Here is a 25,140-nt window from a genome sequence, read left to right as displayed (position 1 = left end):
AAGCGGAAGCTTCGCGCTACAGCCTAACCTAAATGTTAACTAAACGCATTATTCCCTGTCTCGATGTGAAAGACGGCCGCACCGTGAAAGGGGTGCGCTTCGAAGGCTTGCGCGATGCCGGTGACCCAGTTGCCCTCGCTTCGCGCTACGCCCGCGAAGGCGCCGATGAACTCGTGTTCCTCGACATCACGGCCACCAATCAGAAGCGGCAGACGCTGGTAGCGCTGGTGCGCGACGTGGCCCGGGAACTGGATATTCCGTTCACCGTGGGGGGCGGGATTGGTACGGTAGCCGATGTGGAGGCGCTGCTGCTGAACGGCGCCGACAAAGTGAGCATCAATTCGGCTGCGCTGCACCGCCCCGAGCTGATTGATGAGCTAGCGCGTCGTTTCGGCTCGCAATGCATCGTGGTAGCGGTGGATGCGCGCTATACGCCGGAGAATGGCTGGCAGGTATACACCCGCGCCGGCACCCACAACACGGGCCATGATGCGGTTGAATGGTCACGCGAGGTGGCGGCGCGCGGCGCCGGCGAGATCCTACTGACTTCTATGAGTAACGACGGCACCAAAGACGGCTTTGCGCTGGATCTGACTGGCGCGGTAGCTCAGGCAGTTTCCATACCCGTCGTTGCCTCTGGTGGGGCCGGCAGCAAGCAGGACTTTACCGCCGTTTTTCAGCAAGCCAATGCCGATGCGGGCCTAGCTGCTAGCATCTTTCACTTCGGCGAAATTGGCATTGCCGAGCTCAAGCAGCACCTGCGTGCTGATGGTATTCCGGTGCGGCTGTAGTTAAGGGGGAATATCGTAAGACGGTTAGGTCATGCTGAGCTTGTCGAAGCATCTCTACCGCAATGCTATAAGCCTTACCATGAGGACGAAGCGGTAGAGATGCTTCGACAAGCTCAGCATGACCGTCTATTACATACAATTAAGAAACGTTGATGACACTCGATTTTGAAAAAATGAATGGCCTGCTGCCGGCAGTGGTGCAGGATGCGGCGACCGGGCAGGTGCTGATGGTGGGCTATGTGAACGAAGAAGCCTGGGAAAAAACCCAGCGCGAAGGTCGTGTCACGTTCTTTTCGCGCTCTAAGAATCGACTCTGGACGAAGGGCGAAACTTCCGGCAACTTCCTACATGTCGTAAGCACGCACGAGGATTGCGACGGCGACGCCGTGCTCATCCGCGCCATTCCCGACGGCCCCACGTGCCACCGCGGCACCACTAGTTGCTTCGAGCAGCCGGAGCAGACGGCCTTGCCTACGGCGCCGGTTGGTTTCCTTGCCGAGCTAGAACGCCTCGTGCAGCGCCGCCGCGACTTTCCCGAGGAAGACCCCAAGTCGTACACGGCATCGCTTTTTCGCAAAGGCATGCCCAAAATTGCGCAAAAGGTAGGAGAGGAGGCCGTCGAGACGGTGATTGACGCGGTCGGTGGCAACATCGAAGGCCTCAAAGGCGAAGCCGCTGATTTGCTGTATCATTTGCTGGTGTTGCTAGCTGGCTCGGGGCTCACCTTGGAAGATATTATAGCGGTGCTCCGTCAGCGGCACACGACTATTTCGGCTGGCGTACGGCGTGAAGATAGCTGAACTGCCGCCGAGCCGTAGCTAGTAGCTAGCGCTGGTTCGGCGGCACAGCTGCTAGCAGTAGGTGCAACTTGAGTAACTGCTATGATCAAACTGATTTTTATCACTTTTATAATGTAGATAGCGGGTATAATCAAGATTGTTAATTAGAATAGCAGCTATGAAACGTTAGATGTGTTGATAGTTATCATAGTAAACAGTCTATCATAGCATAAGATCAGTAGAAAAATGCTTGAATAATATATGTATTTATAATTGGTTGGCTTTTTGAATGAATGTAATTATCTTGCTTGCAGCTGAACCTAGGTTGCTGCTGGCTTGCTCACTCATTCTCATATTGGCTATTATGTTTCCTTCCCCTGTTGCACATGCTATGCGGTTCTGGCAAGATATGCTGGGCCAACAACACGAGACGCCCCGTTCCTTTCTGTGGGAGAATGTAGAAGACATGGAGCCGGATGAGGCGGGCCCGATTGAGTGGAAGAATGAGGACGCCAAAACTCGGATCTACTTCAAAGGCGATAAGGTGATTTGCGTGCTAGGTGATTATACCTACTGGCGCCGGCAGTGGCAGACTTTTGCCAAGTGGCAGACCGTAGCCCTGAAGCAGGTAGGGCTGAACTAAGCGTCTATAAGGCGTAATTTAAGAATAGAACGCGCCCATAGGCGCGTTCATCGTTTATAGCGGCTAGCACAGCATGCGCAAAGTAAGTGCGGGTGCAACTGCGCAAGGTGTTACCAGGTGGGAAACGCTGCCCGTATAACTTGGCAGCAAGTCCGTGGAAACGGAACAAATACATCCGGCTGAACTCGACGAAGAAACCTAGCTTGTGTCTAATGCAGAAGCTAGTCTCCGCCTTTAGTGCCGGGTTTTCTCGCTACCTTGCGCCCCGATTTGCCTAGCTTCTATGCCCACAACTGCCACCACCAACGCTTACCTAGCTACCCAAACCCTCACCGTGCTGGTCCCCGTGTACAACGAGGAAGAAAGCCTGCCGCAGTTTGTGGTGGAAATGAACAAGTTTCTCGAGAAAACACCCGTGGCTACGACGGTGCTGTTTGTCAATGATGGCTCCACGGACAAGTCCTTGGCCTTGCTGCGCGACATTTGCCGGCAGGATAGTCGCTACGAGTTTATTTCCCTGGCCAAGAACAGTGGTCTGAGCACAGCCATCAAGGCGGGCATCGACCACTGCCGCTCTACGCTGCTAGGCTACATCGATTCCGACATTCAGACTACGCCGCTGGATTTCTTGCGCTTCTTCGAGTTCTTTCCGCAGTTTGACATGGTCAACGGCATTCGGGCCAAGCGCCAGGATACGGTGGTGAAGAAACTATCGTCGAAGATTGCCAATACCGTGCGCCGTACCCTTATCAACGACGGCATTCAGGACACGGGCTGCCCCTTGAAGATCATGAAGATTGAGTACGCGCGCCGTATTCCGCTTTTTCATGGCATGCACCGCTTCCTAGGGGCGCTAATCCAATTACAAGGCGGCAAGGTGAAGCAGATTCCGGTGCAGCACTTTCCGCGTTTCGCTGGTACGGCCAAGTACAACCTGTGGAACCGGGCCTGGAAGCCGCTGGTGGATACGTTCGGCTTCCGCTGGATTCGCTCGCGCTGGAAGAACTACGAAATTGGGGAGCAGCACCGCGGGGGCAGCGCCAACCCAGCCGCGTAAGGGCTGCTCACCATGAAGCTAGATGTTTCTCTGGTCGCCAATGCCATTGGTTTGACCTCGCAGCTGCTGTTTTCCAGCCGCATCATTCTGCAATGGATTCAAAGCGAGCGGGCCAAGCGTGTGCTGGTGCCCACCTTGTTCTGGCAGATTAGCCTGGTGTCGTCGTTTCTGATGATCGTGTACGGTATGTTGCGCCACGACCCGGTAATTCTGAGCGCGCAGCTGATCAGCTATGCTATCTACATCCGCAACCTGCAACTGCTGGGCGAATGGCGCAAACTGAATGGCCTGTTTCGGGCCGGCGCGTACGTATTTCCCCTCGCTATGCTCGGGTGGTTTGTGATGGGAACCTCGTTCTTTAGTCTGCAAACCATGCTGAATAGCCGCATTCCACGGGGAGTGCTCGTGCTAGGAGCCGTGGGGCAAACCATCTTTTTGCTGCGCTTCGTTTACCAATGGCTGTATTCCGAGCGAAAGGGAGAGTCGGTGCTGCCGCTGGGCTTTTGGGTGGTAAGTCTCATTGGCTCGGCCCTGATCTTAACCTACGCCTTGCTGCGCCGTCCGGTCGATATCGTGTTGATCCTGGGTAACGTGCCGGGCCTGGTGGTGTACGCCCGCAACGTGGTCCTCCTGCGCCGCGAAATAAAAGGTCTGAAGGTCGAGGAAATAGAAAAGTAGTTTCGCTAAGAAAGCCAAGAGAAGCGATAGGACACAACGCGAAGGGCCGCCAACAATACAGTTGGCGGCCCTTCGCGTTGTGTTAATTAGCTATACCTAGTTAGGAAATCCTGGAAACCTAGTCGGCATTCACCGCCTGGGTCCGTTCCCATTGTACGAACTGGGCTAGACCGTCGGCCAGAGAGGTCTGGGGAGCGTAGCCGAGTAGGTGGCGAGCCTTGCTGATTGCAGCGTAGGTCACGTCCACGTCCCCGGCCTGCATGGGTTGGAACTGGAGCTGTGGCGTAACACCTAGGGCGTCGCCAATGGCTTGAATGAGGTCAAGCAGGGTGACGGGACTGTTGTTGCCTAGGTTGACGGTCTCGTACACGTTGGTACTCGTGAGTAGGTAATGCACGCCGCGGGCAATGCCATCCACAGTGTCAGCCACGAACGTATAATCACGCGCGGTTGTGCCGTCGCCAAATACTGGAATTGGCTGTCCGGCCCGCATCAAACGCACAAACTTGTGAATTGCTAGGTCGGGGCGCTGGCGCGGGCCATACACGGTGAAGAAGCGTGCGTTGAGCACGTCGAGGCCGTAGAGATGGTGGTAGGTGGCGGTCAGCTGCTCGCCGGCTAACTTGGAAGCGGCATAAGGTGAAATGCAGGCTTGCAGCAAGGGCATGTCTTCGCGGAACGGCCGCTCGGGCGTGTTGCCGTACACCGACGAGGAGGAAGCAAAGAACAGCTTACCAATCCCACGCTGGCGCATCCACTCCAGTAGGTGGGTAGTACCAATAACATTGTTCTCCAGGTACGCTATGGGCTGGCGTACCGAGGGACCCACGCCGGCTTTGGCAGCTAGGTGCACGACCAGGTCGATCGGTTCAGCAGGCAGGGCGTCGGCCAGGGCTTCGGCGCCGCGCTGGAGCTCTACTTCGTGGAAGCTGAAGCGCGGATGATGCGCGAAACCAGCCATGTTGGCCAGCTTTAGGGCGCGGTCGTAGAACGGATCAAAGTTATCGAGCCCTACAACGCGGTATCCATCCGCTAAGAGCCGTTCGCAGACGTGTGAGCCAATAAAACCCGCGCAGCCAGTGACCAGAATAGAAGGCATAAAGAAGAGACAAGCACTGAAAAGAAACCCCACCGCGGGTGGGGCGCCAAAGGTAGGAGAAATAACTATCTGGCCCGAAAGTCAGTTTAAGTGGGGCCAGCAAAGGTTTTGTTGAGCTTCGATAGGGCCTCAAAGCGAGAAAAACATGCTACTGAAGAATAAGTTATTGGTAGCCGGTCTGCTAGCAACGGTTGGCTTGGGCGGGCACAAGCACCTGCTGGGTGATGACCCAGGCGCGTCCCGCCAGGTGCCGGCGCGGCCTATTATGGTATTGGGTCACGCTGGTTCCGGTTTTTTTACGCCAATTAATCCGTTTAACCCCTTGCCTCCGAGCAGCCTAGCGGGGTTGCAGCGGGCATTAGCCCGTGGGGCCGACGGCATCGAAATAGACGTGCGCCTGAGCCGCGACAGTGTCCCTTTCGTGTACCACGATCCAACCCTAAATTCTATGTCAACGGGTGAGGGGTGCGTAAGCCAATACACCGCCGCTGAGTTGGAAAAGTTAGCATACCGGGGCGGGATGATCTACGATTTGTTCCATGATGAGCACCTGATGCGGCTACAAACGGTGCTCGATCAACTACCGAGTGGGGCGCAAGCCCCCGCAATTCACGTGGACTTGCACGAAGATGAGGTATGCGCCGCCCCTAGGTCGCCTTCCCGTTCGCCCGTCCTGGCGCGGGCGCTGGCTCGTTTGCTGCGCACGTATTCTATTCCGCCTGATCGTCTCCTGGTTTTGAGTGGCCGCCCCGCAACTTTGCGGCAGCTTCGTACGCTGTTGCCCCAGGTGCCGTTGGGCCTCGAAATCACGCAGAACTTCGACGCGGGCCTACAACGGGCTATCCGAGAGAAGATGCAAGCCGTGGTAGTCAGTAAAGACGTGATTACGCCCGAACGCTCTACGCAGGCGCAAGCAGCCGGGCTGCAGGTAGTTGTGTTCGGTGGTCGTTCGGCAAAGGCAGTGGCCCGGCTCGTGCGCTGCCACCCAGATGCCATTGAAGTAGACAACGTTCCGGAGCTACTCACGCAGCTAGGCCGGCCCGTGGAGCAGGAGTAGAGCGGGGAGGGGCCGTACAGTTTCCTGCGTAGACCATCGTCGTTTTTAATTGTTACTTGCTGTCGTGGGTCGTCGGGTGACGGCTTGATGATGGTGGTTTAGCTGTTTTTCCTGTGTCTTTGATTCAACCTGGAGCGCGCAAGTGGGCGCTTGGTCGGCTAGTTTCCGTACTCGCTGTATGTGGCTTTAGTTTTTTTGTGCACGGCTCGGCCCCAGAAGTCAGCCTGATGGAATCGCGCAATTTTGTGGCAGCTCGGGAGATGGTAGCGGGGGGCTCCTGGCTTATTCCCACCATGAACCAGGAACTGCGCTTGGCCAAGCCGCCGCTGCCCACCTGGGCCGTGGCGGCGGTGCAAGAAGTAGTAGGCCCCACGGAAAACCTTGCCTTGTTGCGGTTACCCGCCGCGATAATCGCCACGCTGCTCGTGCTGTTCTTTTGGGGGTTGGTACGCGAACTAACGGCCGGTCGTCCGGCTGAACGAGCAGACCCTGGTCGGACGGCGTGGCTCAGCGCGTTGGTGCTCGCGAGTAGTTTGCTCATCATCACAACTGGGCGCGAAGGACAGTGGGATATTTTTGCGAACAGCTTTCTAGTGGGTGCTCTATGGCTGCTGGTGCGGGGCTGGCGGAGTACGGGTGCGGGGTATGCTAGCTTTGCCGGGGCTGGTTTGCTGCTGGGGTTATCTATTTTGAGTAAAGGCCCGGTAGCCCTCTATGGGGGCTTGCTTCCGTTTGTGGGGTGTTATGCCTCCCGGTTGAATGAAGCGCGAGCCGGCATGCGCACGCACGGCCGCGGAGCGCTACTGGCCGCTGTTGTGGCCTTGGGAGTGGGGTGTGCTTGGCCCCTGTATATTCTTTATCACGTGCAGCCGGCTGCGCTGGCGGTGGCTCAAACGGAGGTAACGGCTTGGCGTGAGCGGCATGTGCAGCCGCCGTGGTACTACTGGAATTTCTTTGTTTTCAGTGGGGTGTGGGTGGTTGCTGCCTTGGCCTCCCTAGCGGTGCCATACGCCCGGCGCCGGCTAACGCCGTTTTTACCTTATGCGCTGGCGCTCGGCTGGCTGCTGTCCTCGTTGGTGTTGCTGAGCTTGGTACCGGAGAAAAAGGAGCGGTATATGCTGCCTTTATTGCCACCGCTGGCCTTATTAGCAACCGGGATACTGCGATATTGGGAAACGGCTTTCGCGCAGCAGCAGGCAACCCGCACCGACCGGCGACTCTTGCGTTTTTGGGTAGGGGTGTTTACGCTGGTTTGTGTGGCCGCACCCGTTGCTATGGCTCTGGCTAAACTCCCGGGGTTCGGACCCGCAACCTTGCGGTTCAGTATCGGCACAGTTTTATGCGGACTGTTGGCCGTGCTGGTGGTTCGTGGGGGAGGGCAGCAACTTCGTCCTCCTGTAGTAGTAGGAGGGTCACTCACGTTGGTAGCACTGCTGATTACGCTGCTGCTACCAGCCTATCCACTGTGGGAAGCTCGGCGCGAGGAGGCCGGTTTGCATCACCTGCGCCATGTGCGCCAACTTCCGGCAATAGCGGGAATGCCGTGGTATAGTATGCAAGAGATGCATGTAAAGCAAGTATGGGCCGCTGGGCAGGCCGTTCCGCTCTGGCGTATACCCACCGATTCGCTGCCCTTAGAACGGCTTCCATTTGCTACTTTCTCTGACAGGCGGAGTCTAAGTGAGCTTCCTGCCCGCTGGCAGCAGCAATTACAGATCGACTTAATCGACAGTTTTTACCTAGGTCGCGAGCGAAAAGATGGAAAATGGTACATCTCAGTAGTGAAGCATAGGTAGGAATTCTGCTTAACATAATATATAAACAAATACAAAAAGAGGTGGGTACTCCGAGTAGGGGTGCCCACCTCTTTTTGTATGTTGCCGCTATCAATTAGCGGTTTAACTGCTTTCGTATCTTCTCCAGCAGAATATTTACAATGTCAAGATCGTCTGTGTCCTGAATCATTAAGTTAGAGTCAATACCTGGGCCTGTAATATGCACTGAGTACGTGCTAACCCCATTGAGTCTGTTGTCACTGCGAGTAGATTCTATCGTAGATCCGGTATCTATTTGCCTTACCTGTGTTACAGGTGTGCTAGGAACAGGTGTTTCTGGCAGATTCGGTGAGTCTATAATGCTAGGTTGCGTTCGTTGTACTGAAGATGCTTGAGGACTCGTCGGTTCCAGGGATTCAGAAACTGTTTCTTCTTCATCTATATCATCCGTATCTAGTCCAAATAAGCTAGATATAGCATCTCTGCCTCTAAGTGGCGGCACAAAATCTGGTGCAGTGATAGGAGTAGGCGAGGGTTTGGGTTGAGGGTTAGCAGGTGCTGCCGATGCCTGGTGAGCCTGTACTACGTTGCTGGCATTATTAAGCACGCTTGTACTTGCATTTGCAAGTGGCGGCCTGAGTGCATTTAGGGGCATCTCGGTACTAGCCAATTCTCGACGCGGGGCTTGCTGAGCGGCTAGCTGATCAATATCTGCCATGATGTTACGCTCGTCAAGAATGCTTACCATCCGAGCACCATCAACAAAGGCTTTTGCTACATTCTGAGCGTTGATTTCTTCCACACCGAACTCCCGAATCAGAATCACATCGAACATATGAATCGGAAGCTCTCTATTACGAAACTTCCGACAGATCTGCGTGAATAAAGGCGGATTTAAGAAGGCTTCGCGGTGGTATATCTTTTCTTCTTGCTTGTCATAAGCATGCTTGATCCGACGAAATAAGTTAGTGGTAGTTAGTAGTTCACGTTTGCTAGTTACTAGCCCGAACTTAACGGCAGAGCCAATAATAGCTTTGAAAGAGCCACTGACTTTCCGATTAAGCTTGCGCGCACAGGTATCTATGGCGCATTTGCCCCCTGTATCATCTACTACTTCGGCTACTTCCCAAGCTCCTGTGTAACTAGTGCGCGGGTAGTCTATGGTTTTAGGCATGGAGGTACAACAATAATTAAGGTGAGTAATAGAGGATGAGTATACGAGTATAAACAATAAAAGTATATATAAGTGGTAAATAGTATAAAAAAGTACGAAAGTATATATTGTTTTTGTACTTTTTTATACTCTGTATTACTTTTAATGTGATTGTATATAACTAATTGCTCGTTATATTAACAATACCAATCATATTACTGGGGCTGGGTGACAGGGTAGGAGTACAAGTTTCTTTTGAGGGTATTATAGCTCTTCTAGACTCATCTAAAGTATCTAAACCAGATAATTAAGCTTCTAATTCAAGATAGTAATACACAGCAGCTACACCACCTTAAATTAGAAGACTGGCACTTTGCTCTTTTTGAATAGTCTAGGTTACCGCGAAGCGCTCGATTGTTGCGTGGCCAAAATGGTCAAGGCCGATTGTGCAACACGTTCTGATATTAGATGAACGAGTACCCTGTACAATAAACACTCAGGAACCCTGGCACCAGATTCTTTTTAGGAGATGATTCTTATTTACATTTACTTGAAGGAGACAAATGATAAGATGAGCTTGGCTCAAGTATAAAAAGAGAACAGAGTACAACGGCTGTTTGAGCCTGCAAGACAACCACATTGATTAAGGTGACAAACTGCTAATTAAAACAACTGGCCATCATTCTTAAAGAACTTTTTATACCAGACCCAACAACCAGCAACCAACCAACTGATATAATCTTTCGCTAAGTTATTTTAAGCTGTTTAAGCCATAATTGTCTATTCACTTGCCAATCCTGGCAAGGAACTGCTCATAGGAGCTTCTTTACATGAGCTTTGATCATCACCACGATTACATAGCAAGAGCAGATCTGACCGTTAATGGGTAACAGAGCACGAAGTTCACAGGCTTCAGGCGCTGGGTTTTCCTAAGTAGCCATTTGTCTTATAATTTATATTATGTTAAGTAGATTTTGTAAAAAAGGACCCGCGTATCATACGCGGGTCCTTTTACTTCACTCCTAGCTATTGACAGCTCGATTATTTTGCAGAACTCATTTTTGCATTCATCTTCTCAGCATCTGCCGAACGACCTAGTTGGGTGTAGGCTTTCTGCAGGGCGCCCATCGTTGCACGATCATTTGGGTTTGCAGTCAAAGCAGCTTCGAAGTAAGGAACGGCTTGTTGTACATACTTCTTGGCTTCAGTTTCCTTGGCTTTGCCTTGTTTCTGGTATGTGGCCAGGTTCATTTTATTGACATTTTTGAGAATGTCTGCGCCTTTGTTGAAGTAATACACACCAACGTTAAACTGCGCGTCAAAATTTTTAGGATCTACTTCAACCGCTTTCTGGTACGAAGCCAGTGCTTGTTCAGGCTGCTTCAGTTTATCATAAACTGAGCCGCGCACTGTGTACAGGTTTGAGTTCTGAGGATCCAGTTCAATGGCGTGGTTCAGCTTATCAATAGCTTGCTTATCCTGACCCGAGCTAATCAACTGGTTCAAATCTTCTAGTACAAACGACTTCCGGTTAGGATACGCTTGTAAAGCTTGCTGCAATACTTTGGAAGCATCTGCATCATTCTTCTCTTGACGAGCGATTTGGAGCAAACGCTCGTAAACCTGCGGCGAAGCTTTGTAGTTTGGAATAGCTAACAGCTTATTGTACTCTTCTTTAGCAGTACCAAAGTCTTGTTTACCTTCCGCTGCATAGGCGGCATATACATAGGCCGTCGTGTCTTGCGGCATATACGCCTGAGCCTGACGATACGCCTTGATAGCCTCGTCGAAGTTCTTGGCATTATAGCTTTCCACGCCAGCGTTCAACGCCATACCATACGCATTCTTATTCAGGCCTTCTAACTTAGTAGTAGCCTGCTTGCCGAATTCGCTGTCTTTGCCTTCTACCTCAACGGCTTTCTTGTACGACTCGATAGCAACCTTAGTCGGATCTACATCCGTTACGGTTTTCTTATAAATTGGGCTACCGGCGATGCCTTCGTAAATCTCACCGCGCGTGTACCAAGTCTTTGCTTTACCCGACGTCTTCTCGTTGGTGATAGCTTTGTCGATTTCAGTACGCGCCTTATCCAAGGTACCCTGCTTTTCAAAAAGCTGTGCGTTGGTAACGGCTGAGTTCTGCGCTGAGGCGGTGTGTAAAGCGGCCGCAGCGGCCAAGGTCAGAATAATCTTCTTCATGAGGTTGTGACTGAAGAACAGGTGAAGTGAGTGGAATTGCTGCCCTAACGGCAATAATTGCCGGTTTAGTTCAGCTTGTAGAACGTTTATGTCGGAGAAGTTGGGGATTGGTAGCCGACAGGTTTCGTCCTGCAATACTACTACCAATCCCCGAAATACTCCTTACGCTAGCTAGTTTGCACTTAGCGCATCTGGATCGGTGAGCGCTGCTACGTCCGCATCTGGGGTAGCATCGGGACCTGCATCCGTTGGGTTTAGGTCCAGCGTTTCATCTTCTGGATCTTTCTCTTCGGCGGCCACTTTAGCTACTGAGGAGATTTCATCACGCTCATTGATCTTAAGCAGACGCACGCCTTGCGTAGCCCGTCCAATGGTACGCAGGTCGGCCACGCGCAACCGGATCATGATACCCGACTTGTTGATGATCATCAAATCATCGCCGTCGTTTACATCCTTGATGGCCACCAACGCCCCGGTTTTCTCCGTGACTTTCATGGCCTGTACTCCTTTACCACCGCGGTTGGTGATGCGGTACTCGTCTAGCTCGGAACGCTTGCCATAACCATTCTCTGATACAACAAGTAGCTCCTGGCTTGTGTCAGAAATGCAGACCATTCCAACTACCCGATCATTTTCATCGGTTAGCGTAATGCCCCGCACCCCGGCGGCACTGCGGCCCATAGAACGCACTTTGCCTTCGTGGAAACGCACCGCCCGACCTGAACGCAACGCCACAACCACTTCGCTATTGCCCGTGGTGAGCTGCACGTCCAGTAACCGGTCACCTTCATTGATGGTGATGGCATTGATACCGGCCGTCCGCGGACGCGAGTAAGCCTCCAATGGCGTCTTCTTTACCGTACCCTGCTCCGTGCAGAACATCAGATAGGTGTTCTCCAGGTAATCGGGGTCACGCAGACCACGCACGTTCAGTACTGAGCGCACGTTGTCTTCCCGTGGAATCTCAATGAGGTTCTGGATCGGGCGCCCTTTGGCGTTCTTCCCTCCTTCCGGCACCTCGTATACTTTAAGCCAGAACACGCGACCTAGCTCGGTAAAGAACAACAGGTATTCGTGCGTAGTTGCCACGAACAGGTGCTCCGTGAAGTCATCCTGCTTGGAAGCCGCTCCGCGCGAACCAACACCTCCCCGACCTTGCGAACGATATTCGTCCAGCGGGGTGCGCTTAATGTAGCCTTCGCTCGAGATGGTGATAACCATGCTCTCGTCAGCTATCATATCCTCCATCGAGAAGTCGCCGCCGGCGTATTCAATCTGCGTGCGGCGGGCATCACCGTACCGCTCCCGAATATCCGTTAGCTCATCCTTAATGATCTGGCGTTGCAGCTCAGCGGAAGCCAGCACATCGTTGAGATGATCAATCAGGCGGGTGAGTTCGTCGTATTCCTTCACGATCTTGTCGCGCTCCAGGCCCGTGAGGCGCTGCAAACGCATGTCCAGAATCGCACGGGCTTGTACCTCACTCAGCTTGAAGCGCTCGATCAGATCGACGCGTGCCACTTCAGGGTCACGCGAGCTACGAATCAGGGCAATTACTTCATCTAGGTGGTCGAGGGCAATCAGCAGGCCTTCCAAGATATGGGCCCGCTTTTGCGCTTCTGCTAGCTCGAAGCGAGTGCGACGCACCACTACTTCTTCGCGGTGCTCCACGAAGTGCTGAATCAGGTCGCGCAGGTTCAACGTCATGGGCCGGCCTTTCACCAGCGCCACGTTGTTCACCCCAAACGAGGATTGCAACTGCGTGTACTTGTACAGCTGGTTGAGCACCACGTTGGGCATGGCGTCGCGCTTCAGGTCATACACGATGCGCATCCCGTCGCGGTCCGACTCGTCGCGTAAGTCGGCAATACCTTCAATACGCTTCTCGTTGATGAGAGCCGCCGTTTTTTCGATCATCGACGCCTTATTCACCATATAGGGAATTTCGGTGATGACGATCTGCTCCTTACCCGTTGGCGTGGTTTCGTAGTGCGCTTTAGCGCGCACCACGATGCGCCCACGGCCGGTTTCGAACGCCTGCTTGACGCCCTCGTAACCGTAGATGGTGCCACCCGTTGGAAAGTCCGGCGCGGTGATGTACTCCATTAACTCTGGGATGGTGATGTCGGTATTATCGAGGTAAGCGATAATGCCGTTAACCACTTCCGTCAGGTTATGGGGTGCCATGTTGGTAGCCATACCCACGGCAATACCGGAAGTACCGTTTACCAACAGGTTTGGAAACTTGGCCGGCATCACGCTTGGCTCTTCCAGCGAGTCGTCAAAGTTGGGTTGGAAGTCAACCGTCTCTTTGTCCAAGTCGCCCATGAGCTCGTCGGCAAGGCGCTTCAACCGAGCTTCGGTATAACGCATGGCCGCCGGCGAGTCGCCGTCGATGCTACCGAAGTTACCCTGGCCATCGACGAGCGGGTAGCGTAGGCTCCAGTCCTGGGCCATACGCACCATCGTGTCGTACACGGAGGAGTCACCGTGCGGGTGATACTTACCCAACACCTCCCCTACGATACGGGCACTCTTTTTATACGATTTGTTATAGGATACGCCCAACTCGCTCATGCCGTAGAGCACGCGCCGGTGCACGGGCTTCAGGCCGTCGCGCACGTCGGGCAGGGCCCGGGAGATGATAACCGACATCGAGTAATCGATGTAGGCGCCACGCATCTCGTCTTCAATGTTAATCGGAATGATCTTTTCGCCTTCCGCCATAGAGAAATCTGAGTCGGCCTAGGCTCCCAGTAAGGAGCTTTCGGCACCGGTGAATTAAGTACTGCGAGAAGCCCGCAAGATACGAAAAAACCCCGATTTTACCTAGCTCCGGCCTACTTCAGCGACTTGCTTTTGTCCGTTTTGTGGCGATCAGTTTTCTGGGTGTGCACCTTGATTTTTTCGCCAATAGCGGGGTTCTGTTTTTTCCACAGCGGCTGCCCACGGTACTTGGCCCCGTCGTGCAAATGCACCTTCCGGGTGTGGCAGGAAGCAATAGGACAGGTCCGGCAGGAAGCCACTGTCAGCAGAACGGTAAGCGACAATACCAACCGGGTTAGGAGTAAGCGTAGGTTCATTAAGCGTCAAAGGTAGGGAGGTGACGCGCACCCTGCGCAAAAGCCGGGCCGGCTGCGCTTTAGTGAGGTAAGGTTTCTTCCTGAGCTCAGCCTCGTCTACTTGTAGAAAAAGCTTACGCTAGTAGAATTATTATGAGAGCTACTTTATATCTTCCCCTTCCCACTCTCTGAGAAACTGAGCTAGAAAGGCCTCCATAAACTGCTGCCGTTCCTCGGCCACCTCGCGAGCCGCCGCCGTGTGCAGCCGCTCCCGCAGGTGCAGCAGCTTCTCGTAGAAGTGATTGATGGTAGGGCCATTGTTCTTCTTGTAGCTCTCGAAAGAGTCATGCTGCACAGGCGGCACGCTGGGGTCGTGCAAAGGTCGGCCTTTGTGACCACCATAGGCAAAGGCCCGTGCCACCCCAATAGCCCCGATAGCGTCGAGACGGTCGGCATCCTGCACCACCTCCCCTTCCGGCGTGCTCATGGGCGTGGGAACCCCTAGCCCCTTGAAGCTGATTTCACGGATAATCGTCTCTACGCGCTGGATGACGTCCTCGGCGGTACCTAGGCTCAGGAGCCAGCGCCGGGCCTCGCGCGGGCCTGCTTCCTCATCTCCACCATGAAATTTCCAATCGGCCACGTCGTGCAGCAAGGCCCCTAGCTCCGTTACGAGGGAATCGGCGCCGGGCACACGGATGGCCAGGGCCCGGCTGGTTTGCCACACCCGCCGGATGTGCTCCCAATCGTGGCCGGAGCCTTCGTGTAAAAATTTTTCGCGGACAAAGTCAGCTGTGCAAGTAATGAGGTCTTGAGCTTCCATGAGAAACAAGTAGGCGGCCATAAACGGATAAAAGCAGAAAGCCGCCGCTCCACAAAGCAACACCATAGAAATGACACTAACCTAGCTTTCCACTCTTTTAGCTCTTTTTTGAATCATCCGTAACAAGTCGCCGTTGTTCCGTATATTGCCTTCAAATGACAGTTTCAAAACACGCAAATGACAGCCATTCGTAAAACCCCAGTTGCCACGATGGTCGAGCTGATGGGCGGCGGCAACGTTATTCCACAGTTGGTTCACAACGAGTTGGACCTGCTGATGGTCGCTGTAAAAGGCCTTTCCGTGCAAGCACTACGGACCTTACAGCGGCGGATGCAGTTCTCTAATAAGGAGATCAGTGAGTTGTTGTCCATTTCGGAGAGTACCCTAGCTCGCCGGGAGCAAAGCAAACGTGCCCTTACCCGCGATGAAGCCGAGAAGACGATCCAGCTTTCTGCTGTGATGGCCAAGGGCCTAGAGGTATTTGAGGATGAAGAGGATTTCCGCCATTGGCTCGAAACCGACAATGTGGCCCTAGGTGGCATTCGCCCAAAGGACCTGCTCACCTCCGCTATCGGGCGCGACCAGGTGCGCGACTTACTTGGACGCATTCAGTACGGTATTTACTCCTAGCTCCCCTATGCGGCTGTACCGACTAGGCAAGCACCCATATATTCTGGATACGACAGGCCAGGGCGGCCTCTTCCACAATGGCCGTTGGCACGAGCAAGGCACCCGTATTCTTTACACCTCTGAGCACCTTTCCCTGGCAAAATTGGAGGTGCTAGCCAATGCCTCAACGCTGCCCAAAAATTACTTTGCCCTCACCCTGGAAGTTCCCACCGATGCATCCGTGAAGACGGTAGCGGTGGCTGATCTGCCGCCGAACTGGGCAGCTATGCCTTACCCGCAGGAGCTAGCCCTCATTACCCGCGAGTGGATTGAGCAGGGGAAGTACTGGCTGATGCGCGTGCCATCGGCGCACTCGCCAACGGAGTGGAATTATCTATTCAATCCGCTGCACCCAGACCATGCCCAGCTACAAGTAATTGCCGTGGAGCCTCACCCCTTTGATCCCCGGTTAAAGAACTAGCTGAATTGCGGGCACTCAGGCAACCTAGGTTAAGGTTAGTCGGTCAGCTCCCGTAAGTAGGAAGGCGGCACCTGGTCTACCAACCAAACTCCATTCCCCGACTCGTAGAATACAGCTCCCGCGCTATGCAAAGCCGCAGCATCTACTGCTAGTATAACCGGCTTGCCGCGGCGTGCTCCTACCCGACGAGCCGTTTCTACATCGGGGGAAAGATGCACATGGTGTCGGTTCATCTTCTGCAATCCTTCGCGCCGAATAGCTGCTAACGCCGCCCCAACAGTGCCATGGTACAGAACCGCCGGTGGTGTAGCGGGAGCTAGCTGCAAATCAACGGACACACTATGTCCTTGCTGCGCCCGAATTAGCGTGCCCGTGGCATCGAAAGCAAAGCGTTTTTTGTCACTATCAGCCACAATCTCCGATAGCTCCAAATGGGTTAACGCTTGCCCATGCCGCTGGCAGGCTTCCAACAAATCAGCTACTGCTACCCAGCCACCTTCGCTCAGGTGTAAACCTAGCATCTCCGGCTCGTGTCGTAAATACTTGCTTAAGAATTTACTAAGGCTAACCTTTCTACTTTTATTCATTTGTTTAAATCCTGTTTTTCAACGGTATTTACATTTGTTTATAAATACTCAAGGACCCGATAACCTAAACGCTCGCGTGCAATCAGATAAGGAACCAGTGTTCGGTTTCATCTTGTGCTTGCGCTAGGCAAACATCACATTCATCAGTACCAACTTAACGCTATACCGTTAATACTTGCTCCGGCACCATACTGAACATAGCCAACTCGCACATCCTCTTTATATCCTGATCAAACCGCCGAATGTAATTCGGATCATTTTTTTGTGCAGCCGCGCTGAAAACGCCAGCAGTTCTCGGGACTACGTTGAGTTCGTGGTTTCCGCAGCGTAATTGTTCCCTAACACGAAGGGCTCAAACCTAGGGTCTGTCCCATAGCATGATGTGGCTGTTGCAAAAGTCAGTATCTACTTAGGTGAGCCTCTGCAATAGACTATTTTTTACGTATTCAGAAGCCAGAAAGGGGCAGTATAAGTAGGCCCTTTTGCGCCCTTCTGGCATTTTGCAACAGTCACATGATTCTGACTGGCCTAGGTTAGAAAATAGACAGTAGCACTTCATAGAGCAGCGCTTTGAAGATGAGGGGTTTGGAAGAAGATCGGCGGCACTCATGCCTAGTTGGGTAAAAATATTTTCGTTTGGCTATAAATCCGAACGGTTGAGCTGTGGCGTAGATGCCAGCAACTTACTCTTAACCCTTCTTTCCCCCTCTTACATGAAAAAGTATCTGTCTGCTCTCGCTTTCATCACCCTCCTTGGCGGCGCCACTGTACAATCGGCTAACGCCCAAGCCAAGATGACTCCTGGCACCGTGATGGTAGGTGGTGAGGCCATGTACCCAAACAAGAACATCGTTGAAAACGCCGTTAACTCGAAAGACCACACCACACTGGTAGCCGCCGTGAAAGCCGCTGGCTTGGTAGAGACGTTGCAAGGTAAAGGTCCGTTCACGGTATTCGCTCCTACCAACGCAGCCTTCAGTGCGCTGCCTGCTGGCACGGTGGAAACATTAGTAAAGCCGGAGAGCAAAGCAACATTAACCAAGATCCTGACCTACCACGTAGTAGCCGGCAACATGACCGCCGACAAGATCATGGCGGCTATTAAGGCCGGTAAAGGCACCGCCTCGCTCAAAACGGTGAGTGGCGGTACGCTGAAAGCCATGATGAATGGTCCCAAGAATATCGTACTGCAAGACGAGAAAGGCAATGTGTCGACTATCTCGACCTACGATGTGCTACAAAGCAATGGTGTGATTCACGTGATTGACAAAGTGCTGATGCCCTAACTTAGGGCAGTATTCCTCTTTATTTAAAAACACAAAACCCCGCTGCTTTTGGCAGCGGGGTTTTGTGTGGTATGGTAGTAAGTTTTAGCTCAAAGGGCACATGAGCTAGGATGCTAATTGCAATGCGGCAAACGGTTATCTGCCCCAGATCGTCACGTATCTACTATACGTTCAGGAGGCAGCAAGTATGATGCAGGAGAAAGCGTTACGCTTTGGCAGGCTTTAGGACACTAGGAGCAACCAACATAAGCGCTAAGACGGAGAGCAAGCCTTGCTGGGAAGACGATGTGCCGGGTGCAGTAGTATAGGTAGTAGTCATAGGAAACAGGCATGAGCCAGATTAGTACTCAAATGTAGCCTTGCTCAGCAGCACAGCCAATGCCGGGTGGTGCCCATTTGTGACCACTATTATTCTTCTATTAATTATAGACTATTCCGTTCCGTATAGCGTTATGAGCTAACATTTAAGCATATATAAGCTCATCCTGTGCTCAAGCCACTACTATTTTGTGACATTATATAAGCGTCCGACAGTTATACTAGGAAGGCTTTTAGACTTAAAATAAGTCAAATTCGTTTCGTTTGCGACCACCATGGCAGACGTTTATTGCACCAATTAAAAAAGGCCCGTCTATAAGACGGGCCTTTTTTAGTTACCAGGAGGTGTTACGTGTTCCAACTCATCAGGATAATGGTCGGAGAAGGAGAGAAATCCGCGAAGGCCTTGGTGCAACTGTGCATGTGGCAGACACTTAATGGATTTTTCGACAGTTGGGTCGATGAGCATTACTTGCAGCAACTCACCACTGTCATCGGATTTAAGGCGAACTAAATCGCCTATTTCGAATGAGGGCATGAAAAAGGGCAAAAGGTGTGTGAACTCGGGTGGTGCGCGCGTAGAAAACTCTGTCTGTCATGGCACCGAACTGTCAGAAGAGGTAATGCAAGACTCAAACTTAAGTATATTACTATTTATATTATAATAATTAAAATAGTTTTAGTCATATAAGTGAGAGTAGCAGACCAGCATAGCATTTCGCCTGCTAAAAGGCATCTTTCTAAGGTTAGCGTACACAGGAAGGATCTTAGTATAGCAAAGCAGTCCCCAGTTTAGTATTTCATGGATTTGTAGCTTTTCGGGAACCGTTCGAAGGCTAGGGGGTTTACTCTCCTAGAACGCAGTGAACCGGTAGCTCCACTTGGCAAGTCAATTGCGCTTGCTATCCGGTAGAAATCTATATCTTCACCTCATGCCACACGAAGTAGCCAACCTCACGCTCGCCGAAGCCACGCGCCATGCGCCTGTCATTGAGTACGCCCGCTGCCTAGATGCTAGCCAGCGTCCTGGCAACCACGTGGGCGACTGGCCCGAGGAAGGCCAGTTTTATCCGGTGCGCGTCGTTGACTCTCACCTAGAAGGCCTACCCCTAGTACACGTGCTAGGTTTTCAGGGCGAAGCTCCTTACTACAATGCCTACGCCCCACACCGCTTCGAGCTGCTGTACACCGTATGGCTAAACTAAGCCGCCGTCTTATTTAGAAGTTTGTTTACAGTCCTAATACAACGAAAACGGCACGCCTACCTGGCGTGCCGTTTTCGTTGTATCTGCATCATTGCTTCTTCGGAGCTAGCTTCTTCACAGGCCCCACTTTCGCCGGCTTCGACCATTTAGAAGCCGGCCATTTTTGCGCGGGGACCACCTTCCGAGCGGGCAAAGGACGTAGAGGGACTTTCTTACCGGCCGCAACTGGTACCCGCCATTTGGCGGCGGCCCCATACTTAGCAGGCATCAGGGGTAGCTTTCGCTTAGGGCCTGGGTTGAGCCTAGGTTGCGGTGTTACTCCGGGGCACCCCTTATTTGCAGCCGAGCCAGGACGGTCGGGGCATCGGTCGGAACGGTCGGGTACGCCGTCACCGTCGCGGTCGAGTGGGCAGCCACTGGCATCAACGGGCGTGTCAGCGGGCGTACGGGGGCACTTGTCGTTGGGGTCAATTACTCCGTCACCGTCAGAGTCCGGGCAGCCTTGCAGTTGAACGCGGCCGGGTATTTCAGGACATGTATCTTCCCTGTCGGTAATACCGTCACCATCAGAATCGGGGCAGCCTTGCAGGGAAACTAAACCTTTTTCGGTGGGACATTTATCTTGTGCATCCGGCACCCCGTCCCCATCCCCATCGAGCGGACAACCGTTCAGGTCTACGGCTACGCCCTTCGGCGTACTGGCGCACTTATCCTTACGGTCGGGCACCCCGTCTTGGTCTTCGTCTTTCACCTTGCCTAAGCCAAAGCTCAGGCCAGCGGTATGCTGCAGGTACCGGTCGCTATAGTTGCCCGCCAGCGCTACCCCATCAATCCGGTCGCTGAGGGAGTAATGCTGGCCCGTTTGCACGAACACAGAAAAGCCAGGAGAAAACTGCAGCTTGATTCCGGCCGCGGCCATCACGTCGAAGGCGTAGATATCGGCAGTGGAGTTGGGCGCTAACTCGTCGGCAAAACGGCGGCTCGTGCGGGCCAAGAACGCGCCCGGCTGCACTAGCAGGTACGGGGCAAAGAAGGCATCTTCCTTCAAGGCCCACGTACCATTGTTCAGCTTCAGCTTGATGGGAACACCCACATTCGCTACGCTGGCCGCAAAGCCCCGCACCGCTTGGCCTTCCAAATAGAACTGCTCGTTTTTGGGCGGATCAGCGTTGAACTTCAGGTTGCCGTAGCTTAGCGCCAGCCCTAGGTCTACTCCCTTCACTAGGTAGCGGCTAAAGGTGAGACCACCGCCGTACTCTATTTTGTTGCGCGTAAACCACTCTGAGCCTAGGTCGCCATGATACTGTAGAGTACTGCCATACACGCTAATTGTCGTCTTTTTATCGGCGGTTTGCGCGTGGCTGCGCGACGCTATTGTCAGCCCAAGCCCTAGACCCATAATTACCACTGTGGCCCGGGAGAAAGGTAATTTCATAGACACGAATTCAGAGCACACACTATAATAATAAGGTCCTATACTTGGCCCTGCTGATAAGGTTTTTGGGGCAAAGGTAGCTTCCAGGATTTTCTTACAAGTCAACTTTTCACGTTTGCGACTTCCGTATCTTGTGGCGCGCCCCTCAAGGCAACTTCCTATTCTATTGTTTTTATCCAGAAATGCTGCTTACCATCACCACTACCCACCAGCCTGCTACCGACCTAGGTTATTTGTTACACAAGAATCCGGCCCGCCTGCAAACCATTGACATCGCTGCCGGGCAAGCCCATATTTTCTACCCCGAAGCTAGCTCCGAGCGCTGCACCGCGGCCCTGCTACTCGACATCGACCCGATTGCGCTGGTGCGCAACCACCGCGGACCGGCCGGCGAGGGATTTGCCCTGGAGCAGTACGTCAACGACCGGCCCTACGTGGCGTCCTCCTTCCTCAGCACTGCCCTGAGTAAGGCGTTCAACACGGCCATGAACGGCACCTGTAAGGACCGCCCCGACCTACCCGACGCCCTGTTGCCCCTAGAAGCTACTGTGGCAGTGATACCCGCCGCCAGCGCCGAGCAACTGCAAGGGCTATTCGCACCCCTGGGCTACGAAGTGGAAACGGAAGCCCACTTGCTCGACCCAACCGTGCCTGCCTGGGGAAATAGCCGCTACTTTACCTTACGTCTACGCCATCCGGCGGTGCGCTTGCGCGACTTACTCTCCCATCTCTACGTGCTCATTCCCGTACTCGACCGTGGCGACAAACACTATTGGATCAACGAGGCCGAAGCCGAAAAGCTCCTGCACCGCGGCGCCACCTGGCTCCCGCAACACCCCCAACGAGAATTTATTACGCGCCGTTACTTGCGCAACTTAGCCCAGTACGTGAACCCGACGCTCGAACGCCTGCTGGAAGGCGAGAGCGCACCCACGGATGATCTTCCCACGGAAGCGCTGCCTGCGGGAGAAACGACAGATACGTATACGCCAACCAGCGTAGTCAATGACGCACACACACCAGCTTCCCCGAAGCAAAACCTTCACGACTTGCGCTTAGACCGCGTAGCCGAGGCAATCAGCCAGCTGGGCGCGCAACGTGTGCTAGACCTAGGTTGTGGCGAAGGCAAACTGGTGCGGCGCCTGCTCAAGAACCCACGAATCGAGCACATTCTAGCGTTGGATGTATCGTGGCAGGAGTTGCAGCGGGCGCAAGAACGGCTACACGTAGCGGAGATGCCACCGCGCCAGCGCGAGCGGCTCACCCTCACGCAGGGCTCTCTGCTCTACCACGACCCGCGCCTAGTAGGCTACGACGCGGCGGCCGTCGTAGAAGTTATTGAGCACCTCGACGAGAGCCGCCTAGCTGCGTTTGAGCAAGTGGTATTTGCCCGAGCCCGCCCCGGCGCCGTGCTCATCACCACGCCCAACGCCGACTACAACCAACGGTACGCGCAGCTCTCCGCCGGCGAGTTTCGCCACCTCGACCACCGCTTCGAGTGGACGCGGGCGCAGTTTGCGGAGTGGGCCAACGGCGTAGCCGAGCGGCACGGCTACCGCGCATGGATCGAACCCCTAGGTCCGATCGGCTCGGAAGTGGGCGCGCCTTCCCAACTCGCCATCTTCGAGCAGTAAACCCTGTCGTTTATTTTCGAATTCTGAGCCGCATCGAGCGGTTCAGCTTTTCGCTTTTAATAAAGCGCTGCACTTTAATGTTTTCCCACATAACTAGTTTATCATCGACGCGCGTAATAGCTCGAATATCCCCGTCCTGCGACACCACAAAACCTAGACTGCCCATGTTATTCCAGCAATAGGAGAACATCGACCGGTGGCGGGTGCCAAAATGATTGGGCGTAATAGACGAAAGAGCACTTTGCGAAGCCGTTGCTGTTTTAGAAACAAATACTTCCTCCGGCAACGATTTAACTTTTATAACAGCTCCAAACCCTCTTACTTTTAAATCAGGGTCAAATACTACCAACCCATCAATGCACGACAAAGAAGCAATAAATCGAATAGTACCTTTTAGCTCGTCGTATGCTTCTTTTTTCTCATAATCCGCAATATTCTCTTTTAAATACGCGGCCGTTGGAATAGTATCCTTTTCGGGTTCCAAGAATTCCGTAACAATAGCGTTGGTATACGTGTAATTGGCAACTTCCAATTTTATATTATTGGTAATCGTCTTGAACAACCGATCGTAAGATAACGCATGCTTGATGCTCAGACCAGAGCGCAACGCATTGGCGGTTATCAGGAAAGCGCCCCCGTGTTGGTACTCTTGCATGACCAGCAGAATACGCGAAATAGCCTCGCTTATAGAATCTTCCGTGTACTTTTCCCACTCCTCTAGCTTCTCACCGGGAAACTCTTGTTGCACGTAGCTTCTAATTTCTTTTTTGTAGAGTTCCGCGCTTTTTTTCAAAATACCATTAATTGGTCCTTGCCGGAAAACATCGATATAATTACTAATCAGTACATTTTGCTTGAGCGTAGCAATTAATTCGTAATCGAACATGACGTAGATATTTCCTACGTCTGCAATGGTGGCCTGGAAAAGTCCGGGCTGCTCGGGTTCCGAATCGCCTTCGTAGTTCAGGAAGCTTTGATAATGAATCGCCTGGTCGATCATTCCCCAAATAAAAAGCGAGTTATTCTCGTAGTACACGGCCAATGAAGAACTGAGCGGGTCGGCCGCTTTCGAGAGCTTCACTAAATTCTTAACCGTGAAGGGAATTCGTTCTTCAAAGTTGATATAGTTCCACCGGTGCGCTACAATGCGCTCCGGCGGACTCGGGTCCGGATCTTTCGGATCAATTAACGTGATGGTTACTTTCGTTAGCTGCCCTTCTTCGGTTTTCAGGCTGGCAAAAAACAGATCCGAAAACAGCTTATTTAATATTCCTGCGCTAGGATGCGGATAATCTGTTTTGGCGTTTTCTAATTTCTTGAAAACAATTTCGGCTAAATCTTCCGATGTACAATTCATTACCGCTTAGGCTATAGCTTCCCTCCTCTCAAACGGGGAAACGAACCATACGGATTCCATCACCAAGGTGTTAATTGTGATTTTTACCGAGGTAATTTTTCAGGGTGGTTCCAATAATTCGGTGCCAGCCATCTTCAAACCGATGTCGTGCAAAGTGAGGATCGTGCGGAAAGCTAGCCAACCCAGTATGCGTAAGCGTCAGTCTGGTTTTATCGCCTTCCGCCACTAAGGCAAAGATTACTTCAGACCAGCCGGGGTACCCTTGATACACCCAGCTATGGGCTAGTTTTCTTCCCGCTACGACTTGCGTCACCCGCCATTCTTTCTGATAAGGTGATCCATCATGGGTAAACACAAACTGGGAGCCAACCACAGGCTCAAAAGCTTGCAATTGAGGGAAATACCATACGCGCATTTTGTTTTTATCCGTTAGCGCTTGCCAGACTTCTTCAATCGGAGTGGCGTAAATCTGCTCAACTATTAAAGGAGTATCCATCTAGTTTTTACTGATTTAAATTGTGTTAATCCTATGCCTAAGGCTTACGCTTTCTGCAATTGAGAAACTCTATCTAAGTTCTAACCAGAGATCTTACCCTAATTGTTTAATAGTGGCTTCGTGGAGAATGCGCAATCATCTCACAGTGACACGAACCGCACCATCGGCCCGGTTGTGACATATGATTATCAATCATTTAGTTGGTGTATTCCCTGCAAATGCATTTGAATTTTGAGAAGCTCATCAGTGCGATTTAGATCAACCAAGATCAGTCTAGCATCGACACCATTGGCTCGCATCTGTGCTACTTCTACCTGTAAGGGGCAATCATCTAGCCAGTAGAAATCGGAACGCATATCAACAGCGTCGGTCTTTAGCGCATCCCAATTGGTTGGCTGAACCGCTTTGCTAAGTTTCTCAACGATAGTAGGCTCCAAAAACCGCGCGACATAGCGTAAGGCAGTGGCACTATCTCCTTTGCAATGGGTTGTCAGCCAATAGCAATCAAAGTTGCTCGTAACAAAATCAATAAATGCATCGACGCCAACCGCAGCCTGTGTATGTTTGGTCGTCAGCAACACCCCGTCGATATCCAAATAAAGTCTTATCATCTAGG

General features: G+C 52.6%; 24 protein-coding genes. 13 read left to right on the top strand and 11 right to left on the bottom strand.

The window, feature by feature from the left end; translation table 11 throughout:
• The first annotated feature begins 32 nt into the window (after positions 1–32).
• The 5 genes from hisF (at position 33) to SD425_RS13205 (ending at position 3,948) form a co-directional block, all read left to right on the top strand.
• A complete protein-coding gene (gene hisF / locus SD425_RS13225; RefSeq protein ID WP_324679336.1) occupies positions 33–791 on the top strand; it encodes an imidazole glycerol phosphate synthase subunit HisF in 759 nt (252 codons plus the stop codon).
• Between the two features lie 152 nt (positions 792–943).
• Entirely contained in the window at positions 944–1,591 is a 648-nt protein-coding gene (gene hisIE, locus SD425_RS13220; RefSeq protein WP_324679334.1) for a bifunctional phosphoribosyl-AMP cyclohydrolase/phosphoribosyl-ATP diphosphatase HisIE, read from the top strand.
• 370 nt (positions 1,592–1,961) lie between these two features.
• Positions 1,962–2,213 carry a hypothetical protein gene (locus SD425_RS13215; protein ID WP_324679332.1) on the top strand — a complete coding sequence of 84 codons (252 nt, stop codon included), beginning with the start codon at positions 1,962–1,964 and terminating at the stop codon, positions 2,211–2,213.
• A gap of 283 nt (positions 2,214–2,496) precedes the next feature.
• Positions 2,497–3,270 (top strand): glycosyltransferase, encoded by a 774-nt coding sequence (locus tag SD425_RS13210; protein WP_324679330.1) that lies wholly within the window; start codon positions 2,497–2,499, stop codon positions 3,268–3,270.
• A gap of 12 nt (positions 3,271–3,282) precedes the next feature.
• Positions 3,283–3,948, top strand: coding sequence for a lipid-A-disaccharide synthase N-terminal domain-containing protein (locus tag SD425_RS13205; RefSeq protein WP_324679328.1), 666 nt, complete (start codon positions 3,283–3,285; stop codon positions 3,946–3,948).
• Positions 3,949–4,066: 118 nt separating this feature from the next.
• Here the strand turns inward: SD425_RS13205 and SD425_RS13200 are convergent, their stop codons facing one another.
• Complete coding sequence (locus SD425_RS13200) at positions 4,067–5,047, bottom strand: GDP-mannose 4,6-dehydratase (RefSeq protein ID WP_324679326.1); 981 nt, start codon at positions 5,045–5,047, stop codon at positions 4,067–4,069.
• Positions 5,048–5,192: 145 nt separating this feature from the next.
• On the opposite strand from SD425_RS13200, the gene SD425_RS13195 reads away from it, so the two are divergent.
• Together SD425_RS13195 and SD425_RS13190 are read left to right on the top strand one after the other, a co-directional pair.
• Positions 5,193–6,104, top strand: coding sequence for a glycerophosphodiester phosphodiesterase (locus SD425_RS13195; protein ID WP_324679324.1), 912 nt, complete (start codon positions 5,193–5,195; stop codon positions 6,102–6,104).
• Positions 6,105–6,331: 227 nt separating this feature from the next.
• Positions 6,332–7,900, top strand: a complete 1,569-nt coding sequence (locus SD425_RS13190; protein WP_324679322.1) for an ArnT family glycosyltransferase — start codon at positions 6,332–6,334, stop codon at positions 7,898–7,900.
• A 94-nt stretch (positions 7,901–7,994) separates the two neighbouring features.
• On the opposite strand, the gene SD425_RS13185 is transcribed toward SD425_RS13190, so the two are convergent.
• The 5 genes from SD425_RS13185 to SD425_RS13165 form a co-directional block, all read right to left on the bottom strand.
• A complete protein-coding gene (locus SD425_RS13185) occupies positions 7,995–9,053 on the bottom strand; it encodes a hypothetical protein (protein WP_324679320.1) in 1,059 nt (352 codons plus the stop codon).
• 1,020 nt (positions 9,054–10,073) lie between these two features.
• Entirely contained in the window at positions 10,074–11,231 is a 1,158-nt protein-coding gene (locus SD425_RS13180) for a tetratricopeptide repeat protein (RefSeq protein ID WP_324679318.1), read from the bottom strand.
• 171 nt (positions 11,232–11,402) lie between these two features.
• Complete coding sequence (gene gyrA / locus SD425_RS13175) at positions 11,403–13,958, bottom strand: DNA gyrase subunit A (protein ID WP_324679315.1); 2,556 nt, start codon at positions 13,956–13,958, stop codon at positions 11,403–11,405.
• Between the two features lie 113 nt (positions 13,959–14,071).
• Positions 14,072–14,314, bottom strand: coding sequence for a hypothetical protein (locus SD425_RS13170; RefSeq protein ID WP_324679313.1), 243 nt, complete (start codon positions 14,312–14,314; stop codon positions 14,072–14,074).
• Positions 14,315–14,453: 139 nt separating this feature from the next.
• Positions 14,454–15,116 (bottom strand): HD domain-containing protein, encoded by a 663-nt coding sequence (locus SD425_RS13165; protein WP_324679311.1) that lies wholly within the window; start codon positions 15,114–15,116, stop codon positions 14,454–14,456.
• 177 nt (positions 15,117–15,293) lie between these two features.
• Here SD425_RS13165 and SD425_RS13160 point away from each other — a divergent pair, with 177 nt between their 5' ends.
• Both SD425_RS13160 and SD425_RS13155 read left to right on the top strand, forming a co-directional pair.
• Positions 15,294–15,746, top strand: coding sequence for an antitoxin Xre/MbcA/ParS toxin-binding domain-containing protein (locus SD425_RS13160; protein WP_324679309.1), 453 nt, complete (start codon positions 15,294–15,296; stop codon positions 15,744–15,746).
• A gap of 7 nt (positions 15,747–15,753) precedes the next feature.
• The gene (locus SD425_RS13155) at positions 15,754–16,206 is read left to right on the top strand and encodes an RES family NAD+ phosphorylase (protein ID WP_324679307.1); all 453 of its coding nucleotides are present in this window, start codon (positions 15,754–15,756) and stop codon (positions 16,204–16,206) included.
• Between the two features lie 35 nt (positions 16,207–16,241).
• Here the strand turns inward: SD425_RS13155 and SD425_RS13150 are convergent, their stop codons facing one another.
• On the bottom strand, positions 16,242–16,793 hold the full coding sequence (locus tag SD425_RS13150) for an RNA 2'-phosphotransferase (protein WP_324679305.1): 552 nt from the start codon (positions 16,791–16,793) through the stop codon (positions 16,242–16,244).
• Positions 16,794–17,506: 713 nt separating this feature from the next.
• Between SD425_RS13150 and SD425_RS13145 the strand changes: the two genes are divergently transcribed.
• From SD425_RS13145 to SD425_RS13135, 3 genes are all read left to right on the top strand, one after another.
• On the top strand, positions 17,507–18,079 hold the full coding sequence (locus SD425_RS13145; protein ID WP_324679303.1) for a fasciclin domain-containing protein: 573 nt from the start codon (positions 17,507–17,509) through the stop codon (positions 18,077–18,079).
• A 691-nt stretch (positions 18,080–18,770) separates the two neighbouring features.
• A complete protein-coding gene (locus SD425_RS13140; RefSeq protein WP_324679301.1) occupies positions 18,771–18,911 on the top strand; it encodes a hypothetical protein in 141 nt (46 codons plus the stop codon).
• A 418-nt stretch (positions 18,912–19,329) separates the two neighbouring features.
• Complete coding sequence (locus tag SD425_RS13135; RefSeq protein WP_324679298.1) at positions 19,330–19,602, top strand: hypothetical protein; 273 nt, start codon at positions 19,330–19,332, stop codon at positions 19,600–19,602.
• An 88-nt stretch (positions 19,603–19,690) separates the two neighbouring features.
• Here the strand turns inward: SD425_RS13135 and SD425_RS13130 are convergent, their stop codons facing one another.
• The gene (locus SD425_RS13130) at positions 19,691–21,037 is read right to left on the bottom strand and encodes a thrombospondin type 3 repeat-containing protein (protein WP_324679296.1); all 1,347 of its coding nucleotides are present in this window, start codon (positions 21,035–21,037) and stop codon (positions 19,691–19,693) included.
• Positions 21,038–21,219: 182 nt separating this feature from the next.
• Between SD425_RS13130 and SD425_RS13125 the strand changes: the two genes are divergently transcribed.
• Positions 21,220–22,671, top strand: coding sequence for a 3' terminal RNA ribose 2'-O-methyltransferase Hen1 (locus SD425_RS13125; protein WP_324679294.1), 1,452 nt, complete (start codon positions 21,220–21,222; stop codon positions 22,669–22,671).
• Between the two features lie 10 nt (positions 22,672–22,681).
• Here the strand turns inward: SD425_RS13125 and SD425_RS13120 are convergent, their stop codons facing one another.
• From SD425_RS13120 to SD425_RS13110, 3 genes are all read right to left on the bottom strand, one after another.
• A complete protein-coding gene (locus SD425_RS13120) occupies positions 22,682–24,028 on the bottom strand; it encodes a putative sensor domain DACNV-containing protein (RefSeq protein WP_324679291.1) in 1,347 nt (448 codons plus the stop codon).
• Positions 24,029–24,098: 70 nt separating this feature from the next.
• On the bottom strand, positions 24,099–24,524 hold the full coding sequence (locus SD425_RS13115; protein ID WP_324679289.1) for an SRPBCC domain-containing protein: 426 nt from the start codon (positions 24,522–24,524) through the stop codon (positions 24,099–24,101).
• Between the two features lie 188 nt (positions 24,525–24,712).
• Positions 24,713–25,135 (bottom strand): hypothetical protein, encoded by a 423-nt coding sequence (locus SD425_RS13110; RefSeq protein WP_324679287.1) that lies wholly within the window; start codon positions 25,133–25,135, stop codon positions 24,713–24,715.
• Between the last annotated feature and the right edge of the window lie 5 nt (positions 25,136–25,140).

Origin of the sequence: Hymenobacter sp. GOD-10R, from assembly GCF_035609205.1 — a bacterium.
In the GTDB taxonomy this organism is placed as follows: Bacteria; Bacteroidota; Bacteroidia; order Cytophagales; family Hymenobacteraceae; genus Hymenobacter.
Note: the sequence above shows the minus strand (reverse complement) of the source record. Positions and strands in the feature narration are given on the sequence as shown.

Excerpts from the sequence above, each read along its gene's own strand:
- SD425_RS13130 (WP_324679296.1), bottom strand. The coding sequence starts at position 21,037 with ATGAAATTACCTTTCTCCCGGGCCACAGTGGTAATTATGGGTCTAGGG.
- SD425_RS13120 (WP_324679291.1), bottom strand. The coding sequence starts at position 24,028 with ATGAATTGTACATCGGAAGATTTAGCCGAAATTGTTTTCAAGAAATTA.
- SD425_RS13125 (WP_324679294.1), top strand. The coding sequence starts at position 21,220 with ATGCTGCTTACCATCACCACTACCCACCAGCCTGCTACCGACCTAGGT.
- SD425_RS13140 (WP_324679301.1), top strand. The coding sequence starts at position 18,771 with ATGGTCGGAGAAGGAGAGAAATCCGCGAAGGCCTTGGTGCAACTGTGC.
- SD425_RS13215 (WP_324679332.1), top strand. The coding sequence starts at position 1,962 with ATGCGGTTCTGGCAAGATATGCTGGGCCAACAACACGAGACGCCCCGT.
- SD425_RS13190 (WP_324679322.1), top strand. The coding sequence starts at position 6,332 with ATGGAATCGCGCAATTTTGTGGCAGCTCGGGAGATGGTAGCGGGGGGC.
- SD425_RS13110 (WP_324679287.1), bottom strand. The coding sequence starts at position 25,135 with ATGATAAGACTTTATTTGGATATCGACGGGGTGTTGCTGACGACCAAA.
- hisF (WP_324679336.1), top strand. The coding sequence starts at position 33 with ATGTTAACTAAACGCATTATTCCCTGTCTCGATGTGAAAGACGGCCGC.
- SD425_RS13165 (WP_324679311.1), bottom strand. The coding sequence starts at position 15,116 with ATGGAAGCTCAAGACCTCATTACTTGCACAGCTGACTTTGTCCGCGAA.
- gyrA (WP_324679315.1), bottom strand. The coding sequence starts at position 13,958 with ATGGCGGAAGGCGAAAAGATCATTCCGATTAACATTGAAGACGAGATG.
- SD425_RS13135 (WP_324679298.1), top strand. The coding sequence starts at position 19,330 with ATGCCACACGAAGTAGCCAACCTCACGCTCGCCGAAGCCACGCGCCAT.
- SD425_RS13195 (WP_324679324.1), top strand. The coding sequence starts at position 5,193 with ATGCTACTGAAGAATAAGTTATTGGTAGCCGGTCTGCTAGCAACGGTT.
- SD425_RS13150 (WP_324679305.1), bottom strand. The coding sequence starts at position 16,793 with ATGAATAAAAGTAGAAAGGTTAGCCTTAGTAAATTCTTAAGCAAGTAT.
- SD425_RS13155 (WP_324679307.1), top strand. The coding sequence starts at position 15,754 with ATGCGGCTGTACCGACTAGGCAAGCACCCATATATTCTGGATACGACA.
- SD425_RS13185 (WP_324679320.1), bottom strand. The coding sequence starts at position 9,053 with ATGCCTAAAACCATAGACTACCCGCGCACTAGTTACACAGGAGCTTGG.
- SD425_RS13115 (WP_324679289.1), bottom strand. The coding sequence starts at position 24,524 with ATGGATACTCCTTTAATAGTTGAGCAGATTTACGCCACTCCGATTGAA.
- SD425_RS13170 (WP_324679313.1), bottom strand. The coding sequence starts at position 14,314 with ATGAACCTACGCTTACTCCTAACCCGGTTGGTATTGTCGCTTACCGTT.
- SD425_RS13210 (WP_324679330.1), top strand. The coding sequence starts at position 2,497 with ATGCCCACAACTGCCACCACCAACGCTTACCTAGCTACCCAAACCCTC.
- SD425_RS13145 (WP_324679303.1), top strand. The coding sequence starts at position 17,507 with ATGAAAAAGTATCTGTCTGCTCTCGCTTTCATCACCCTCCTTGGCGGC.
- SD425_RS13160 (WP_324679309.1), top strand. The coding sequence starts at position 15,294 with ATGACAGCCATTCGTAAAACCCCAGTTGCCACGATGGTCGAGCTGATG.
- SD425_RS13180 (WP_324679318.1), bottom strand. The coding sequence starts at position 11,231 with ATGAAGAAGATTATTCTGACCTTGGCCGCTGCGGCCGCTTTACACACC.
- SD425_RS13200 (WP_324679326.1), bottom strand. The coding sequence starts at position 5,047 with ATGCCTTCTATTCTGGTCACTGGCTGCGCGGGTTTTATTGGCTCACAC.
- hisIE (WP_324679334.1), top strand. The coding sequence starts at position 944 with ATGACACTCGATTTTGAAAAAATGAATGGCCTGCTGCCGGCAGTGGTG.
- SD425_RS13205 (WP_324679328.1), top strand. The coding sequence starts at position 3,283 with ATGAAGCTAGATGTTTCTCTGGTCGCCAATGCCATTGGTTTGACCTCG.